This window comes from Methylobacterium sp. GXS13 (assembly GCF_001455965.1).
Taxonomy (GTDB): domain Bacteria; phylum Pseudomonadota; class Alphaproteobacteria; order Rhizobiales; family Beijerinckiaceae; genus Methylobacterium.
The window spans coordinates 90,297-105,729 of record NZ_LKKO01000091.1; the positions used below are offsets into that span (position 1 = coordinate 90,297).

A 15,433-nucleotide genomic window follows, 5' to 3' on the forward strand; every position below is an offset into this window, starting at 1 on the left:
TCGGCCCGGTGAGTTCAGCTCTTCTTCCGGAACGCGTCCAGGCTCACGACCTCGGCGCTGCCCTCCTCGCCCTCCTTCTTGGCGACGGGGCGGGGGGCCTTCTCGTCCGGCTTGGCGCCGGGCTTGTCGCCCTGGGCCGCCGGGGCCGGCAGGACCTTCGGGGCGGCTGAGCCGATCGTGGCGAGCCCGGCGCCCTTGGGCCGGACTTCGCTCGGCTCCGAGCCGGCGCCGCGCGGGCCGGCCTTGGCCGGGGCGGCATTGGCCTCCTCGGGCACCTCGCCGGCCTCGGTCAGGTCGAACTTCAGGCCGAACTGCACGGAGGGGTCGAAGAAGCCCGACAGAGCGTCGAACGGCACCAGCAGCCGCTCCGGCACGCCCGAGAAGGACAGGCCGACCTCGAAGGTGTGCTCGTGGACGCTGAGGTCCCAGAACTGGTGCTGCAGGACGATGGTCATGTCCTGCGGGTACTTCTCGCGCAGGGCCTGCGACATCCGCACGCCGGGCGCCTCCGTCCGGAACGAGACGTAGAAGTGATGGTCGCCCATCAACCCGTCCCGGGCGGCGTCGGTCAGCACCTTGCGGACCACCCCGCGAAGGGCGTCCTGCACCAGGAGATCGTAGCGGATCAGGTCGTCTGCCATCTGCGGTCGCGCTCTCGCCCGGTCTGTGCCCAGCGCCCTGCCGCGGATGGCCGGACCGAGGAAATGAGTGAAGGCTTCCGGTGCCGGGCGCCTTCCTGCCCCGCCTAGACGATGCGAACCGCTAGGACTTGAGACCGATCGTGGAGACCGCTTACGCGGCCACCGCCACCGGTGCAAAGGTGTCGTTGGCAACTCTCGCGAGGGCCCGATAACGGCGGAGCCATGCCGAGCGAACGATCAACCTTTAGCCTTCGTCGATCCTGTCTCGCCTCCGCCTGAGACCAGTGCAAGACCCCCGGCCTTGCGGCCATCGGTCCTGGGCTCAGGTGGAGGCGCCGGGTACCGCCCCCGGGTCCGATAGGTTTAATTCGAAGATCGTTTATCGCCATAGCCGGCCTCGCGACCGGCGCCCAAGATATAGAGGGGATCGGTCCGGTTTTGAAGCCCGATCGTGTCGCGCCACTGTCTCAGGGCGAACCTCTTGACGCGGCTGTTGCCGGAAATGCGCAGTCGCGCGGTTCCGCGCTCGACGGGCCACGCCGACGCGACCGGATCTGGAGCGCTGTCTGGCGCCTGGGCGTCCTGATTGCCCTCGTGCTCGTCTATCTCGGCGCCGCGAGTCTACTCTCCCTCGCGAGCGTCCGCGTCGGCTTCGACCTGTGGGCCGGGATCGACCCGTTCCTGCCGCCCGAGCGGCGCCCCTTCCTCGGCGCGGTGGACCTCGCCCACCGTGCCTTCGCGGTCGACGCCCTGCGCCAGGTCTACCTCGCCGCCCTGGTGCTCGGCGGGGCGTGGTGGCACGACCGGGCCGGCTGGCGTCGGCGCCTGGCGCTGGATCGCGAGCGCCCGAACGGGATGCGCCCGGTGGCGCTGCTGGCGCTCCTCTTGGTCTGGCCGGTGCTGCACATTGTCTGGGTCACCGGCACGGCCGAGTTGTTCGGCGCGAGCTTCGGCCGGCGGGTGACGCTGTCGCCATTCATGAGCCAGAGCGCGGTCGTGGCCTGGCTGCTCTATCTCGCGGTGCTGGCCCCCGTGGCCGAGGAACTGCTGCTGCGCGGCGAGGCCTTCGCCCGAGCCCGGGAGGCCTTGGGGCCCGTCGGCGCCGTGCTGGTCACCGCCGTGATCTTCGCCGCCGCCCATGTCTCGTCCTGGGGGCTCGCCCGGCCGGTCTCGCTGCTGCCCCTGGCGCTGGCGCTCGGCTGGCTGCGCTGGCGCACCGGCCGCCTCTGGCCCGGCATCGCCCTGCACGGCTGGTCGAACCTAGCCCTGGTGACCTACGTGCTCTGGCCGACCTGAGCGCCGGAGCGCCCGGCCTCGCAACCCACGATGGCGGTGGACGATCCCGATCCGCGACCTTGCCGGACGCCGCTCCGACGCGCAGGAATAGGCGATGGACGCCTATCACAGCCTGCTGCGGCGCATCCTCGACGAGGGCGTGGCCAAGGACGACCGCACCGGCACCGGGACGCTCTCGGTGTTCGGCCACCAGATGCGGTTCGACCTGTCCGCGGGCTTCCCGCTGGTCACCACGAAGCGGCTTCACCTGCGCTCCATCATCCACGAGCTGCTCTGGTTCCTGGCGGGCGACACTAACGTCGGCGCCCTGCGGGCCAACGGTGTGACGATCTGGGACGAGTGGGCGGACGAGCACGGCGATCTCGGCCCGGTCTACGGCCGGCAATGGCGCTCCTGGGCCAAGCCCGACGGCGGCAGCGTCGACCAGATCGCGTGGCTGCTCGGCGAGATCCGGCGCAATCCCGATTCCCGCCGCCTGATCGTCTCGGCCTGGAACCCGGCCGACCTCGACCGGATGGCGCTCGCCCCCTGCCACTGCCTGTTCCAGTTCTACGTGAGTGATGGGCGCCTCTCCTGCCAGCTCTACCAGCGCTCGGCCGACGCCTTCCTGGGCGTGCCGTTCAACATCGCGAGCTACGCGCTCCTGACCCACATGATCGCCCAGGTGACCGGGCTCGGGGTCGGCGACTTCGTGCACACGTTCGGCGACGCGCATATCTACCGCAACCACCTGGAGCAGACCCGGACCCTGCTGGACCGGGCGCCACGCCCGCTGCCGCGGCTCGCGCTCAACCCGGAGGTCCGCGACCTTTTTGCCTTCCGGTACGCAGACATCACCATCGAGAACTACGACCCGCACCCCGCCATCTCGGCCCCGGTGGCAGTATGAGCCCCGCCATCGCGCTGGTCGTGGCGGTCGCCCGCAACGGCGTAATCGGCCGCGACAACGGGCTCGCATGGCACCTGTCCAGCGACCTGAAGCGGTTCAAGGCGCTGACGATGGGCAAGCCGATGCTAATGGGCCGGCGGACCTGGGCCTCGATCGGCCGGCCGCTTCCGGGGCGCCGCACCCTGGTGCTCACCCGCGATCCGGGCTTCCGCGCCGAGGGCGCCGAGATCGTCCACGACTGGGACGCCGCCGTCGCGGCTGCGGCCGCACCGGAGCTGATGGTGGTGGGCGGGGCCGAGATCTACGCCCTGGCCCTGCCGCATGCCGACCGGCTCCACCTGACCGAGGTCGAGGCGGAGCCGGAGGGCGACGTGCGCTTTCCCGCCTTCCATCGCGCCGCGTTCCGGGAGGCGTTCCGCGAGGCACATCCGGCCGGCCCGCGCGACGAGCACGCCTTTGCGTTCGTCGATTGGGTACGCATCCGCTGAGGCGCGCCGCCGCGGTTGTCTTCCGGCCTGTGCGTGCCCACCTGCCAGCCTTGACAGCATGGGGCGCACACCCGCAGGTGCCTGTCGGGCATGCGTTCTCATGGGGCTCCAGGCCTCGCGAGAAGAGACGTCCGTGCAGGCGTTTAGCCGCCGATCGAGCCCGTCCGCAGCGCGAGCGGTCCGGTTCGGCGGGACTAGGCGGGTGAGCGCGGCCGTTCAGGCAGGGAGACGCAGCCCGGGGAGCACGTTCAGCGTGCGGACCGGGCGCGGGCAGGCAGGAGACGACGGCTAGGATGCTTTGGAGCAATCAGAGCGGCGGTGGCGGCGGCGGCCCGTGGGGTCGGCCCGGCGGCAACGGCGGCGGCCCATGGGGTAATGGTGGCGGCGGCAAGACCCCGCCCAACCTTGAGGACCTGCTCCGGCGCGGGCAGGACCGCCTGCGCGGCCTGATCCCGGGCGGCGGCAACACCGGCGGCGGCTATGGCGGCGGCCCGAGCAGCGGCATCGGCGGCGGACGCAGCGCCGCGGTGATCGCGGCGCTGGCGGTCGCAGTCTGGCTCGCGACCGGCTTCTACACCGTCTACCCGCGCCAGGTCGGCATCGAGACGATTTTCGGCCGCTACGTCGGCACCAAGGGCGAGGGCCTGCGCTACAACTTCCCCTATCCGATCGGCGGCGTGGTCAAGCCGGATGTCGGCTCGCAGAACTCCATCCAGATCGGCTTCCGCTCCGGTCCGGGCGGCCAGGGCCGCACCCGCGACGTGCCGGACGAGAGCCTGATCCTGACCGGCGACGAGAACATCGTCGATCTCGACTTCGAGGTGCAGTGGCGGATCAACCCGCTCAAGGCCTCCGATTTCGTGTTCAACCTCCAGAACCCGGAGGGCACCATCAAGGCGATCTCCGAGAGCGCGATGCGCGAGGTGATCGGTCGCCGCAACATCCAGGCGATCCTCACTAACGAGCAGTCGAGCATCGCCCAGGAGGTCAAGGAGATGGTCCAGAAGGCGCTGGACGAATACGGCGCCGGCGTGCGCATCGAGGTGGTTCAGCTCGTCTCGGTCAACCCGCCGCCGGAAGTCCGGCCGGCCTTCATCGACGTGAACGCTGCTCAGCAGGACGCCGACACGGCGCAGAACGAGGCCAAGACCTACGCCAGCCGCGAAGTGCCGCAGGCAAGGGGCCGGGCATCGCAGATCTTCCAGCAGGCCGAGGCCTACCGGACGAAGGCGACGGCCGACGCCACCGGCCAGGCCGCACGCTTCAGTGAGGTCTACGCCTCCTACAAGGCCGCCCCGGCCATCAGCCGTGAGCGGCTCTTCCTGGAGACGATGGAGAAGGTTCTGGGCTCCGTGAACAAGGTGATCATCGACCAGAACGGCGCGCAGCCGGGCTCCGGCGCCGCCGCCGGGGTCCTGCCGGTGCTGCCGCTCACCGAGTTCGGCGCCCGCGCCCCGTCCCAGACCGCGACGGGAGCCGCCCGATGAAACAGGCTCTCCGCACCGGTCTGATCGTCGTCGCCGCGATCGTCGCGATCGGGCTCTACGCCTCGATCTTCACCGTCGGCCAGATGCAGCAGGCCCTCGTCCTGCAATTCGGCCGCGTCCGCGCCGTGCTCAACGCCACCGGCGAAGAGAAGCCCGGACTCTACTTCAAGGTGCCGTTCGTCGAGAACGTCGTGATCTTCGACAAGCGCGTGCTCGACCTCGACCTGCCGGTGCAGACGGTGCTCACCGCCGACCGGCAGAACCTGGAGGTGGACGCCTTCGCGCGCTACCGCATCCTCGATCCGCTGCGGTTCTACCAGGCGGTGGGCAATATCGGGCTCGCCAATCAGCGGCTCGCCAGCTTCACCAATTCCGGCCTGCGCAACGTGCTCGCCCGCTCGACCCGCGACGCCATCGTCAAGACCGATCGCGGGCAGCTGATGCACCAGATCCAGGAGGACGTGAACCGGCAGGCCAAGGCGCTCGGCATCGAGATCGTCGACCTGCGCATGACCCGGGTCGATCTCCCGGCTCAGAACTCGGCCGCCGTCTACAAGCGGATGAAGACCGAGCGCGAGCGCGAGGCCGCCGACATCCGCGCCAACGGCGACCAGAGCGCCGCCACGATCCGCGCCAAGGCCGACCGCGAGGTCACGGTGATCCTCGCCGAGGCGACGCAGAAGTCCGAGCAGCTGCGCGGCCAGGGCGACGCCGAGAAGAACCGGATCCTCGCCGAGGCGTTTAGCAAGGACCCGGACTTCTTCAGCTTCTACCGCTCGATGCAGGCCTACGAGACCGGGCTGAAGGGCTCCGACACCCGGCTGGTGATCAGCCCCAGCTCGGACTTCTTCCGCTACTTCAGCGACCCGCAGGGCCGGGCGACGGCCTCGGCGGCGCGCACGCCCCGCGCGCTTACGGACCCGACCGCCTCCACCGGCGCGACGCGCTGACCGCTGGCGCCCCGGCGCCAGCGAACTACGATGCGAGACAATCCGCGGGCGGCCGATCCCGGTCGGCGGCCCGCGAAACCGGAAACGCGTTCTTGAAGAGGTCGACCATGCACCCCGTCGCGAGCGCCCCCCCGGCGCCCTTCGGCCGCGCGCAGGCGCAGCCCCGTACCCGCGCCCGCTCCCTGATGGCAGCGATCCTGGTCGGCGCCTCGTTCGCGACCGCCGCCCTGCCGGCTCCGGCCTTCGCCAAGGGGCCCGCCTCGCTGGCCGACCTCGCCGATCAGGTTACCGACGCGGTGGTGAACATCTCCGCCTCCACCACGGTCGAGGCGCGCAACAGCCGCACCATGCCGCAGCTGCCCCCAGGCACGCCCTTCGAGGACTTGTTCGAGGAGTTCTTCAACCGCCGCGGCGGCAAGGGCGGTGAGAAAGGTGGCGAGCGCGGCGACAACGACAGCCCACGCCAGCAGCGCAAGTCGAACTCGCTGGGCTCCGGCTTCATCATCGACACGTCCGGGATCGTGGTGACCAACAACCACGTCATCGGCGACGCCAACGACATTCAGGTAATCCTGCACGACGGCACCAAGCTGAAGGCCGAGATCATCGGCAAGGATTCGAAGATCGATCTGGCGGTGCTGCGGGTGAAGCCCGCCGCCGACCACCCGTTGAAGGCGGTGCCGTTCGGCAAGTCCGACACGATGCGTCCCGGCGACTGGGTCATCGCCATCGGCAACCCGTTCGGCCTCGGCGGCTCGGTCTCGGCCGGCATCGTCTCTGCCCGGGGCCGGAATATCGAGTCCGGCCCCTACGACAACTACATTCAGACCGACGCGGCCATCAACAAGGGCAATTCCGGCGGCCCGCTGTTCAACATGGACGGCGAGGTGATCGGCATCAACACGGCCATCCTGTCGCCCACCGGCGGCTCGGTGGGCATCGGCTTCGCGGTGCCGTCGGACACGGCCAAGCCCGTGATCGACCAGCTGCGCGACTTCGGCGAGGTCCGGCGCGGCTGGCTCGGCGTGCGCATCCAGAACGTCGACGACGCCACCGCGGAGGCGCTCAACCTCAAGGGCGGCGCCCGCGGCGCCCTGGTGGCTGGGGTCGACGAGAAGGGTCCGGCCAAGACCGCCGGGATCGATGTCGGCGACGTCATCGTCAAGTTCAACGGCGCCCCCGTGAAGGCGTCGGGCGACCTGCCCCGGATCGTCGCCTCGACGCCCGTGGGTCAGAAGGTCGACGTGGTCGTGGTCCGGAAGGGCGAGGAGCTGACCAAGCCCGTCACCCTCGGCCGGCTCGACGATACCGACAAGCCGCAGCTCGCCAACCTGCGCCAGCCCGAGGCCGAGAGCGCGACCCGTCAGGCGCTCGGCCTCAACCTCTCCGGTATCACCGACGAGCTGCGCAAGAAGTACGCCATCAAGGACAGCGTGAAGGGCGTGGTCGTCACCCGGGTCGACCCGAACTCGACCGCCGCCGACAAGCGGATCCAGCCGGGCGAGGTGATCGTCGAGGTCGGCCAGGAGGCGGTGAACACGCCGGCCGAGGTGACCAAGCGGGTCGAGGCCCTGAAGAAGGACGGGCGCAAGTCGGTCCTCCTGCTCGTGGCCAGCGCCACCGGCGACGTGCGCTTCGTGGCGATCGGGCTGGAATAAACCCGCTGCGCTCCAAAAGGCGGAGGGCCGTCGCTCCGAAAGGACGCGGCGGCCTTCGCATTTTTGCGGATGGGAACGGCCGCATTGACGCGGCCGGTCCGTGCAGCACACTGGTGCCGCGAGTCGATGCGGCTCGGAATCTCCAGAACTCCATGACCGCCGTCGCCTTCGACGCCCTGAAATTCGCCCGCGCCCTGCGCGAGAAGGCCAAGCTGTCGCCTGAGCAGGCCGAAGGGTTTGCCGACGCGTTGGTCTATGTCCTCGACGGAAACCTCGCCACCAAGGGCGATATCCGCGACGTGCAAGGCGACATCCAGGTCGTCCGCGGCGATATCGAAGCCCTGAAGATCCAGACCCGCGCCGATATCGAAGCGCTGCGGCTCGCCACACAGGCAGATATTGCGTCCGCGAAAGTCGAAACGGTGCGCTGGCTCTTCGGCGTGATCGGCTTTCAGACTTTGGCCGTCCTGGGCGCGGTGGTCACGCTCGCCCGCACCTTTCACTAAGAGCACCTATCTAAACCGCTTCGACCCTAGCAACTTCAAACACTTAGCGGGCACAAAAATCGGTTGTGTTAGGGGCTCCAAACCTTCACGCCACGAACTCCGCCGCCCCATATCCCTGCAGGTACAGCAGCGCGGTGAGGTCGCCGTGGGTGATCCGGACCCGGGCGGCGGCCGCCACCGCGGGCTTGGCCCGGAAGGCGACGCCCAGGCCGGCCTCCGCCAGCATGTCGAGATCGTTGGCGCCGTCGCCGACCGCGAGGGTCTCGGCGGGGCCGAGCCCGAGGGCATCGCGCAGCTCGATCAGCGCCGCGCGCTTCTCCGCCTTGCCGACGATCGGGTCCTCCACCGTGCCGGTGAGCCGCCCGTCCGCGACGCCGAGCACGTTGGCCCTGTGCTCCTCGAAACCGATCATCCCGGCGGTCGGGCCGGTGAACAGGGTGAAGCCCCCCGACACCAGGCAGGTTCGGGCGCCGTGTGCCCGCATAGTCCGCACCAGCGTCGGCCCACCCGGGGTGAGGCTGAGGTGATCGGCGATCAGCCCATCGACCGCCGTGATGGGAATGTTCTTGAGGAGCGCCACGCGCTCGCGCAACGCCGGCTCGAACGCGATCTCGCCGCGCATCGCCCGCTCGGTGATCCCCGCGACATGGTCCTTGAGGCCGAGCGTCCCGGCCAGTTCGTCGATGCATTCCTGCTCGATCATGGTCGAGTCCATGTCGGCCAGGAACAGGCGCTTGCGCCGATGCGCATCGGCCGGCAGCACGGCCATGTCGATCGGCTCGCCGGAGAGGGCGCTCCGCAGCCGCTCCGTGAGAGCGCCCGCGTCGGCCGGATCGCCCGGCGCCAGCACCTCGGCGGCGACCTCCCCGTGCAGGATCCGGGGCTGGTGCTCCGTCCGCAGCACCGCGCGCGCCTCGGCCAGCACCGCGTCGGTGATGGACGGCCGAGCCGGGTTTGCTATCAGGACCGCGACCAGCATCGTGGAGTTTCGCCTTGCCGCCACACCGGAGAGAGACCGGGGGACGCCCGGCGGCGATCCTCATTGCAGGGCCCACCGCCTCGGGCAAGTCGGCGCTGGCGGTCCGGCTCGCGCTGCGCCACGGCGGCGTGGTGATCAACACCGATTCCATGCAGGTCTATCGCGACCTGCCCCCCCCCCCCGCCCGGCCCGAGCCCGACGAGGAGGCGCGGGTACCCCACCGGCTCTACGGCCATGTCGACGGGGCGGTGAACTATTCCGTGGGGCAGTTCTCCCGGGATGCCACGGCCTTGCTCGCGGACCTCGACGGCCGCTTGCCGGTCTTCGTCGGCGGCACCGGCCTGTATTTCCGCGCCCTGGAGCAGGGATTTTCGGACTTGCCGCCGGTGCCGGAGGCTGTGCGCGCCGGGGTGCGGGACGAGGCCGAAGGCCGCCCGACCGAGGCGCTGCATGCCGACCTCGCCCGGCACGACCCCGAGGGCGCTGCCCGCCTGCGCCCGAGCGACCGCATGCGGGTCATGCGCGCCCTGGAGATTTTTCTGACCACCGGCCGACCGATCGCGAGTTTTTACGGCGACCCGGTGCCTGGGCCTCTGGCCGGCCAGAACCTGCAAAGATTCTTCCTGGCGCCGGACCGCGCGCTGCTGCGCGCCCGCATCGACGCCCGCTTCCGCATGATGATCGCAGACGGCGCCCTCGACGAGGTGTCCCGCCTGCGCGCGCGACGCCTCGATCCGATGCTGCCGGTGATGCGCGCCCACGGCGTGCCGGGCCTGATCGCCCATCTCGACGGAACGCTCGACCTCGAAGCGGCGATCGCCCGGGGCCAGGCCGATACCAGGGCCTACGCCAAGCGGCAGGTCACGTGGTTCCGCCACCAGATGGGGACGGACTGGCGCTGGCTCGACCCCGAGGCGGAGGGGTCTGACATCTGAGGTACGCCGGGGCGCTCGCATCCTGCACGCGCGAAATGCCCGCAGAGCCGAGAGATCGATCCGCAGCCCATCCCGTCGGCGCCTCCTCGCCCGCACGAGCCGCGAGCGGATCAACGCCGCCACCCGGGGCGGCGACCCACGCAGGATCCCGAAGCCGGGGGCAGGAAACCGCGAGCTCCCGGGGGAGCGGGAGCTCGCGGATGCGGTCGCGTTACTCGCAGACCTCGACCCGACGGTAGGTGAACTCGCCGTCGCCGAGCCATTCCTTGCGGCGCTCGTAATGGCAGATGGGTCCGCGGCGCTCGCGCACCACCACGGTCTCGGGCTCCTCGACCAGGACGCGGCGCGGGCGGTACTCCGGCGGCGGCGGCGGCGGCTGGTTGGCGCCGTTGACCAGGGCGCCCCCGACCACGCCGCCGACAACGCCGGCCGCGAGGCCGCCGATGATCGCGCCGGTCTGGTCGCGGGCGGTGGCCGGGGCGACGGCCCCGAGCACCAGGGTCGCCGCGAGGGCTGCGGCCCCGGCGCGGATCATCGTGAAGGAACCGTTCGTGGCCACGCGCAACTTCTCCCGTTCGTGTTGCGGATGATCCAACACCGGGACGATTAAAAATCTCCGAAGCGGCGCAATTCGATCGCGTGCCAGTTGTGGCGCCGACAGACCGAGCCGCGGCAGCGGAACGCCTTGGTCCCGCTGCCGCCTGAACCTTACTTCGCCTTGGCGGCTATGCCCTTCAGGCCGGCATCGTACACGCCCGCGATGGCTTCCTGCGCCTTGGCGTCGGGCGCGCCCTTGGCCTTGAACGTGCCGGTCCAGGTGACCTTGGAGCCGCTGCCGGCCTTCGCGACCATGAGGGTCGAATGGTAATCCGTGACGGGCAGCGGGCCTTCCAGGATCGTGTAGGTGTAGGCCATCTTCTTGTCGTCGCGGGATTCCTCCTCCTCGACGATCGTCCCGCCGCCCTTCAGGCTGAGGGTGCGGACATCCTTGCCGCCCTTCTTGGACAGGGCACATTTCTCGATCACCGGATGCCAGTCGCCGATCCCGCAGAATCCGCCGATGGTCTTCCACACCGCCTCGGGCGATGCGGCGACATCGACCGACTTGGTGACATCCAGGGCCCAGGCCGGCCCGGCCACGCCGACGCAGAATGCGGCGGCCAACAACACGCGCTTCATCAGACGCTCCCTCACGCTCGACGCTCCTGATTCTGGCGTCCGAGTCAGAGGCGAACCAAGCGCGCGGGCCGCACGTTGCAAGCGCGACTTTAGTCCAACCCGCGGCAGCGCGCCCCGACGCGGGTCTCAGAGCAGCCCGTCGAGCGACGCGATCACCGCCTGGGGTGCGAGGTCTGCGTACTCGTCCGGAAGCCCCCGGCGGTTCACCCAGGCGGCCCGGAACCCGAACGCATGGGCGCCCGCTACGTCCCAACGGTTCGAGGAACAGAACAGCACGTCCGCCTCCCCGACCGCGAGCCGGGTCAGCGCGATCCGATAGGCGTCGGGATGGGTCTTGAACACCTGCGCGTCATCCACCGAGAGCACCGCGTCGAGATGGTCGGCGAGCCCCGCCGAGGCCACGGCGCGATCGACCATGGCGGCGTTGCCGTTGGTCAGCACCGCCGTGCGCAGGCCGCGCTTCTGCAGCGCCGCGAGCACGGCCGGCACCTCCGGGTAGGCCTCGAGATCGCGATAGGCGTCGAGCAGCTTTTCACGCAGGCCCGGATCCACACCCGGATGCAGCGCCAGGGCATGGTCGAGGGCGCGCACGGTGAGGTCCCAGAAAGCGGCGTAGCGGCCCATCAGCGACAGCGTCCAGCTGTATTCGAGCTGCTTGTTGCGCCAGACCTCCGAGAGATGGTCGGCATCCGGCCCGACTAGGTCGGCGTAGCGCTGGACCGCGGCATTCACGTCGAACAGCGTGCCGTAGGCGTCGAACACGACGGCCTTCACGCCCGCGAGCAGGTCCTTGGTCATGGCGTTCCTCAATGGCGCTCAGGGACGATGTGGGACTCGCAGGCGCGGCGGCGAGCCCGGCTCGATGGGACGAACGCGCTCAGGCCCGGCGCAGGCGCAGGCCGAACAGGTGCAGCAGGCCGGCCAGCAGGCCGCCATAGACCATGGTCCCGGCGAGGCCCAGGACCGCCAGGACGGCGATCTCGCGCCCGTGCGGCAGGGTCGGCACCAGCGCCTCCGCGAGCCCCTGGCCGTAGACCGCCACGCCCGCCAGCGCGAGGCAGGCGAGGCCGACGCCCAGGACCGTGAAGCCCAAGGTGCGGCCCGGCGCCGTCCAGCCGCGGCGCTTGGCCAGGACGACAAGGATCAGCAGGTTCACCCACTGGCTGACCGCTGTGGCCAACGCCAGGCCGGTGACGCCGTAGGGCCCGGTGAGCCAGAGCTTCAGCGCGACGTTGACGAGGATCGCCGTCAGCGAGGCCCAGAGCGGCGTCTTGGTATCCTGGCGGGCGTAGAAGCTGGCGACGGCGCTGCGCACCAGCACCACGGCCGGCAGGGCGAGCCCGTAGGCGGCGAGCACCGAGGCCGCCCGGGACGCGTCCTCGGCGCTGAAGGCGCCGCGCTGGAACAGGGCCGCCATGATCAGGCCCGGGATGGTCAGGAACGCCACCGTGAACGGCGCCGACAGGGCCAGCGAGAACCCCGCCGCCCGGTTCTGCGCCGCATGCGCACCGGCGACGTCGCCGGCCGCGATCCGCCGGCTCATCTCCGGCAACAGCACGGTGCCGGCCGCGATGGCGATCACCCCGAAGGGCAGCTGGTAGAGCCGGTCGGCATAATACAGGGCCGAGACCGCGCCGGTCGGCAGCCAGCTGGCGATGATCGTGTCGGCGAAGGCCGCGATCTGGAACCCGGCCGACCCGATCACCGCGGGGCCGAGCACCACGAAGAACCGCTTCAGCGCCGGATCGGAGCGCGGCACGGCGAGGTCGGGCATCACCCGGGCCCGGCGGCAGCCCCACCACAGCAGGCCGAATTGCAGCACGCCGGAGACCGCGACGCCCCAGGCGGCCGCGTAGGCGGCGTTGGGGAACAGGAAGCTCAGCGACAGGGCTGCCAGCATGGTGAGGTTGAGCAGCACCGGGGCGCCTGCCGCCACGGCGAAGTGCCGGTGGGCGTTGAGGATGCCCGACAGCAGCGTCACCAGGGTCATGAACAGCAGGTACGGGAAGGTGATGCGGGTGAGCGCAACCGCCAGCTGGAAGCGCTCGCCATCCTCGGCGAAGCCGGGCGCCAAAGCGTGGACCACCCAGGGCATCGCCGGCAGGGCGAGGTTCAGCAGCACGAGCTGCACGATCAGCATCAGGGTGAAGACGCGGTCTGCGAAGTGATGCGCCTCGCCGGAGGTGCCCGCCTCGGCGAGCCCGGCATAGGCCGGCACGAAGGCGGTGTTGAACGCGCCCTCGCCGAAGATTGCGCGGAAATGGTTCGGCAGCCGGAACGCGACCACGAAGGCGTCGGCCATGGGCCCCGCGCCCATCACGGCGGCCATCACCACGTCCCGGGCGAAGCCGGTGACGCGAGAGACCAGGGTCCAGCCACCCACCGAGAGGATGGAGCGGATCATGGATCCGCCCGCTGCGGGATCACGGGGTCGGGAAACGAGGAAAGAATGGCGGCCTGCCCTGCTGAGCCCGGGGGCCGCATCAAGAGCCGTTTTTGGCCGGCATCTCAAGGGCGCCGCGGACACGATCGGCCCGCGGCGCCCCTTATGGCCGGATCAGGCGGTCGCTTCGCCGTGCAGCTTCTCGACGTACTCCCAGTTCACCAGGTTCTCGATGAACGCCTTGAGGTAGTCGGGGCGGCGGTTGCGGTAATCGATGTAGTAGGAGTGCTCCCACACGTCGACGCCCAGGATCGGCTTGGCGCCGTGGACCAGCGGGTTCTCGCCGTTGGGGGTCTTCAGGATCGCGAGCTTGCCGTCCTTGACGGCGAGCCAAGCCCAGCCCGAGCCGAACTGGCTGACGCCCGCCTGGATGAAGTCCGCCTTGAACTTCTCGGCCCCGCCCAGATCCTCGTCGATCTTCTTGGCGATCGCGCCGGGAATCGCGCCGCCGCCGTTCGGCTTCATCCAGTTCCAGAAATGGAGATGGTTGAAGTGCTGGCCGGCATTGTTGAACAGCGGCTGATTCGTGTTGTAGGCCGCCTTGACGATCTCCTCGACGCTCTTGCCCTGGAGATCCGTGCCCTCGAGCAGCTTGTTGCCGGTATCGACATAGGCCTTGTGGTGCTTGTCGTGGTGAAACTCGAGGGTTTCCTTCGACATGTACGGCCCGAGCGCGTCGTAGGCGTAGGGCAATTCCGGCAGGGTGAAGGTCATGGGCTCTGTCTCCGCTTAGAGCACGATGCGGACAAGCCGGATCCGGCTGTCCGAAATCATCGCACGGTAACAAGAGGCTAGGGCCCGCTGTGTTTCACGGGAAACAGCAGCCGGCGCCAGCCATGGGCGGCCTCGTCCCCGGCGGGGGCATCCGGGTCACGATGCGCTAGGTAAGTCGGCATCCGCGCGACGGCAACGCCGTTCCGGCCAGGCTTGATGCAAACTTTCCCAGGTGGCGCCCGGGTGGCACCCGGCCGCCCGGCGGCGGCGCGGAGAGCCGGCCCGACGATCCACGAGAACCGGTATCCCGGACAATCTCGCCGTCGGATTTTGCAATATGCCCGCAAGGCCTTACTGTGCGACATGCCTTAAGCGCCGGCCGTTAGCCGGCCCGTGTCAGAGAGTAACATGATCGCTGCGCTGTTCGCGCTCGCTGCCGCCATGGTCATCGGGGGCTGCGCCGCCGTGATCCAGGGCTTCCCCTATGTGCGTCTGGAGAGCGGCCTCGCGATGGTGATCGCGGGTTCGGTCGCGGCCTCGTCGGGCGCGATTCTGGCCGGGATCGGCGTGCTCGGCCTGGTGTTCCGGCGGCTGGAGCGGGCGATCGGGCAGCGCCCGGTGCTGGCGTCATCCGAGAGCGCAGCCGCCGAGAGCGCGCCGCGGCTGCCACCGGTGCTGCCGGCCGCCCCGGCCTTCATCGTGCCATCGATCGTCGAGCCGCCCTTCGATCCCGAGCGGCCACGGATCGAGCCCGACCTGCGCCTCCTCGAGGACGTCCCGCCCGCACCGGCCGAGGCTTCGAAGGTCATCGAGCCGCACAGGACCCCGGCGATCGAAGCGGATTTCCCGCTCCGGTCCGTTCCTTCCGCCGTTCCCCCCGCCCCGCCCGCGGCGCCGCTCCACCGGCCTGAGCCAGCGCCGGAGCCCGTCAGCGAGCGCAGCGCGGAGGACGACCTGTTCGCCGCGCCCGAGGCGTCTGCGAAGCTGGAGGCGGCCTCGGAGCCCCCTGCCCTGCGCCCGAGCCTCGACGCGGCGCCGGAACCCGAGCCCGAGCCCGAGCCCGAGACGAAGCCGGAAACCCGCACCGTGGTCGGGCGCTACGCCTCCGGCGGCAACACCTACGTGATGTACGAGGACGGCTCGATCGAGGCGGAGACGCCGCAGGGCCGCTTCACCTTCGCGTCCCTGGACGAGCTGAAAGCCTTCGTGGATGGCGGCGGCGAATCCGGGGCCCGGGGCGCGGCCTGACGGCGGAACGAGCCGTCTCG

At 70.1% G+C, this 15,433-nt stretch carries 16 protein-coding genes and 1 other RNA gene; 9 read left to right on the plus strand and 8 right to left on the minus strand.

Annotated features, from left to right (window positions below; all coding sequences use genetic code 11):
• Positions 1-14: 14 nt before the first annotated feature.
• Entirely contained in the window at positions 15-641 is a 627-nt protein-coding gene (locus AO398_RS25985) for a ClpXP protease specificity-enhancing factor SspB (RefSeq protein ID WP_058195046.1), read from the minus strand.
• Between the two features lie 66 nt (positions 642-707).
• Positions 708-1,088, minus strand: a transfer-messenger RNA (tmRNA) gene (gene ssrA / locus AO398_RS27865).
• Here ssrA and AO398_RS25990 point away from each other — a divergent pair.
• The 7 genes from AO398_RS25990 to AO398_RS26020 all read left to right on the plus strand — a co-directional run bounded on the left by AO398_RS25990 (position 1,080) and on the right by AO398_RS26020 (position 7,915).
• Positions 1,080-1,937, plus strand: a complete 858-nt coding sequence (locus tag AO398_RS25990) for a CPBP family intramembrane glutamic endopeptidase (RefSeq protein ID WP_058195047.1) — start codon at positions 1,080-1,082, stop codon at positions 1,935-1,937. The genes ssrA and AO398_RS25990 overlap by 9 nt on opposite strands.
• 94 nt (positions 1,938-2,031) lie before the next feature.
• Positions 2,032-2,826: a thymidylate synthase gene (locus tag AO398_RS25995; protein ID WP_058195048.1), complete on the plus strand. Its 795-nt coding sequence runs from the start codon at positions 2,032-2,034 to the stop codon at positions 2,824-2,826.
• Positions 2,823-3,314, plus strand: coding sequence for a dihydrofolate reductase (locus tag AO398_RS26000; RefSeq protein ID WP_058195049.1), 492 nt, complete (start codon positions 2,823-2,825; stop codon positions 3,312-3,314). Before AO398_RS25995 ends, AO398_RS26000 begins: the two co-directional genes overlap by 4 nt.
• 293 nt (positions 3,315-3,607) lie before the next feature.
• Positions 3,608-4,801 carry an FtsH protease activity modulator HflK gene (hflK, locus tag AO398_RS26005; RefSeq protein ID WP_058195050.1) on the plus strand — a complete coding sequence of 398 codons (1,194 nt, stop codon included), beginning with the start codon at positions 3,608-3,610 and terminating at the stop codon, positions 4,799-4,801.
• Entirely contained in the window at positions 4,798-5,751 is a 954-nt protein-coding gene (hflC, locus tag AO398_RS26010; RefSeq protein ID WP_058195051.1) for a protease modulator HflC, read from the plus strand. The genes hflK and hflC overlap by 4 nt, the downstream gene beginning before the upstream one ends.
• A gap of 107 nt (positions 5,752-5,858) precedes the next feature.
• Positions 5,859-7,409 carry a DegQ family serine endoprotease gene (locus AO398_RS26015; RefSeq protein ID WP_058195052.1) on the plus strand — a complete coding sequence of 517 codons (1,551 nt, stop codon included), beginning with the start codon at positions 5,859-5,861 and terminating at the stop codon, positions 7,407-7,409.
• A gap of 152 nt (positions 7,410-7,561) precedes the next feature.
• Entirely contained in the window at positions 7,562-7,915 is a 354-nt protein-coding gene (locus AO398_RS26020) for a hypothetical protein (RefSeq protein ID WP_058195053.1), read from the plus strand.
• A gap of 85 nt (positions 7,916-8,000) precedes the next feature.
• Here AO398_RS26020 and serB read toward each other — a convergent pair whose 3' ends face one another.
• Positions 8,001-8,894: a phosphoserine phosphatase SerB gene (serB, locus tag AO398_RS26025; RefSeq protein ID WP_058195054.1), complete on the minus strand. Its 894-nt coding sequence runs from the start codon at positions 8,892-8,894 to the stop codon at positions 8,001-8,003.
• A 14-nt stretch (positions 8,895-8,908) separates the two neighbouring features.
• On the opposite strand from serB, the gene miaA reads away from it, so the two are divergent.
• Positions 8,909-9,829 (plus strand): tRNA (adenosine(37)-N6)-dimethylallyltransferase MiaA, encoded by a 921-nt coding sequence (gene miaA, locus AO398_RS26030; RefSeq protein WP_058195055.1) that lies wholly within the window; start codon positions 8,909-8,911, stop codon positions 9,827-9,829.
• Between the two features lie 211 nt (positions 9,830-10,040).
• Here miaA and AO398_RS26035 read toward each other — a convergent pair whose 3' ends face one another.
• The 5 genes from AO398_RS26035 to AO398_RS26055 all read right to left on the minus strand — a co-directional run bounded on the left by AO398_RS26035 (position 10,041) and on the right by AO398_RS26055 (position 14,165).
• Positions 10,041-10,364, minus strand: coding sequence for a hypothetical protein (locus AO398_RS26035; protein ID WP_058195100.1), 324 nt, complete (start codon positions 10,362-10,364; stop codon positions 10,041-10,043).
• 173 nt (positions 10,365-10,537) lie between these two features.
• Positions 10,538-11,008, minus strand: a complete 471-nt coding sequence (locus AO398_RS26040) for an SRPBCC family protein (protein ID WP_152997663.1) — start codon at positions 11,006-11,008, stop codon at positions 10,538-10,540.
• Positions 11,009-11,134: 126 nt separating this feature from the next.
• Positions 11,135-11,806: a haloacid dehalogenase type II gene (locus tag AO398_RS26045; protein WP_058195056.1), complete on the minus strand. Its 672-nt coding sequence runs from the start codon at positions 11,804-11,806 to the stop codon at positions 11,135-11,137.
• Between the two features lie 79 nt (positions 11,807-11,885).
• Complete coding sequence (gene murJ, locus AO398_RS26050; protein WP_058195057.1) at positions 11,886-13,412, minus strand: murein biosynthesis integral membrane protein MurJ; 1,527 nt, start codon at positions 13,410-13,412, stop codon at positions 11,886-11,888.
• A 153-nt stretch (positions 13,413-13,565) separates the two neighbouring features.
• Positions 13,566-14,165, minus strand: coding sequence for a superoxide dismutase (locus tag AO398_RS26055; RefSeq protein WP_058195058.1), 600 nt, complete (start codon positions 14,163-14,165; stop codon positions 13,566-13,568).
• A gap of 408 nt (positions 14,166-14,573) precedes the next feature.
• Here AO398_RS26055 and AO398_RS26060 point away from each other — a divergent pair, with 408 nt between their 5' ends.
• Positions 14,574-15,413 carry a hypothetical protein gene (locus tag AO398_RS26060; RefSeq protein ID WP_058195059.1) on the plus strand — a complete coding sequence of 280 codons (840 nt, stop codon included), beginning with the start codon at positions 14,574-14,576 and terminating at the stop codon, positions 15,411-15,413.
• The last annotated feature ends 20 nt before the right edge of the window (positions 15,414-15,433 follow it).

Bases quoted from the DNA above. Each gene is read 5' to 3' on its own strand.
- AO398_RS25985 (WP_058195046.1), bottom strand. From the start codon at position 641: ATGGCAGACGACCTGATCCGCTACGATCTCCTGGTGCAGGACGCCCTT.
- AO398_RS25995 (WP_058195048.1), top strand. From the start codon at position 2,032: ATGGACGCCTATCACAGCCTGCTGCGGCGCATCCTCGACGAGGGCGTG.
- AO398_RS26000 (WP_058195049.1), top strand. From the start codon at position 2,823: ATGAGCCCCGCCATCGCGCTGGTCGTGGCGGTCGCCCGCAACGGCGTA.
- hflK (WP_058195050.1), top strand. From the start codon at position 3,608: ATGCTTTGGAGCAATCAGAGCGGCGGTGGCGGCGGCGGCCCGTGGGGT.
- hflC (WP_058195051.1), top strand. From the start codon at position 4,798: ATGAAACAGGCTCTCCGCACCGGTCTGATCGTCGTCGCCGCGATCGTC.
- AO398_RS26015 (WP_058195052.1), top strand. From the start codon at position 5,859: ATGCACCCCGTCGCGAGCGCCCCCCCGGCGCCCTTCGGCCGCGCGCAG.
- AO398_RS26020 (WP_058195053.1), top strand. From the start codon at position 7,562: ATGACCGCCGTCGCCTTCGACGCCCTGAAATTCGCCCGCGCCCTGCGC.
- serB (WP_058195054.1), bottom strand. From the start codon at position 8,894: ATGCTGGTCGCGGTCCTGATAGCAAACCCGGCTCGGCCGTCCATCACC.
- AO398_RS26035 (WP_058195100.1), bottom strand. From the start codon at position 10,364: ATGATCCGCGCCGGGGCCGCAGCCCTCGCGGCGACCCTGGTGCTCGGG.
- AO398_RS26040 (WP_152997663.1), bottom strand. From the start codon at position 11,008: ATGAAGCGCGTGTTGTTGGCCGCCGCATTCTGCGTCGGCGTGGCCGGG.
- AO398_RS26045 (WP_058195056.1), bottom strand. From the start codon at position 11,806: ATGACCAAGGACCTGCTCGCGGGCGTGAAGGCCGTCGTGTTCGACGCC.
- murJ (WP_058195057.1), bottom strand. From the start codon at position 13,412: ATGATCCGCTCCATCCTCTCGGTGGGTGGCTGGACCCTGGTCTCTCGC.
- AO398_RS26055 (WP_058195058.1), bottom strand. From the start codon at position 14,165: ATGACCTTCACCCTGCCGGAATTGCCCTACGCCTACGACGCGCTCGGG.
- AO398_RS26060 (WP_058195059.1), top strand. From the start codon at position 14,574: ATGATCGCTGCGCTGTTCGCGCTCGCTGCCGCCATGGTCATCGGGGGC.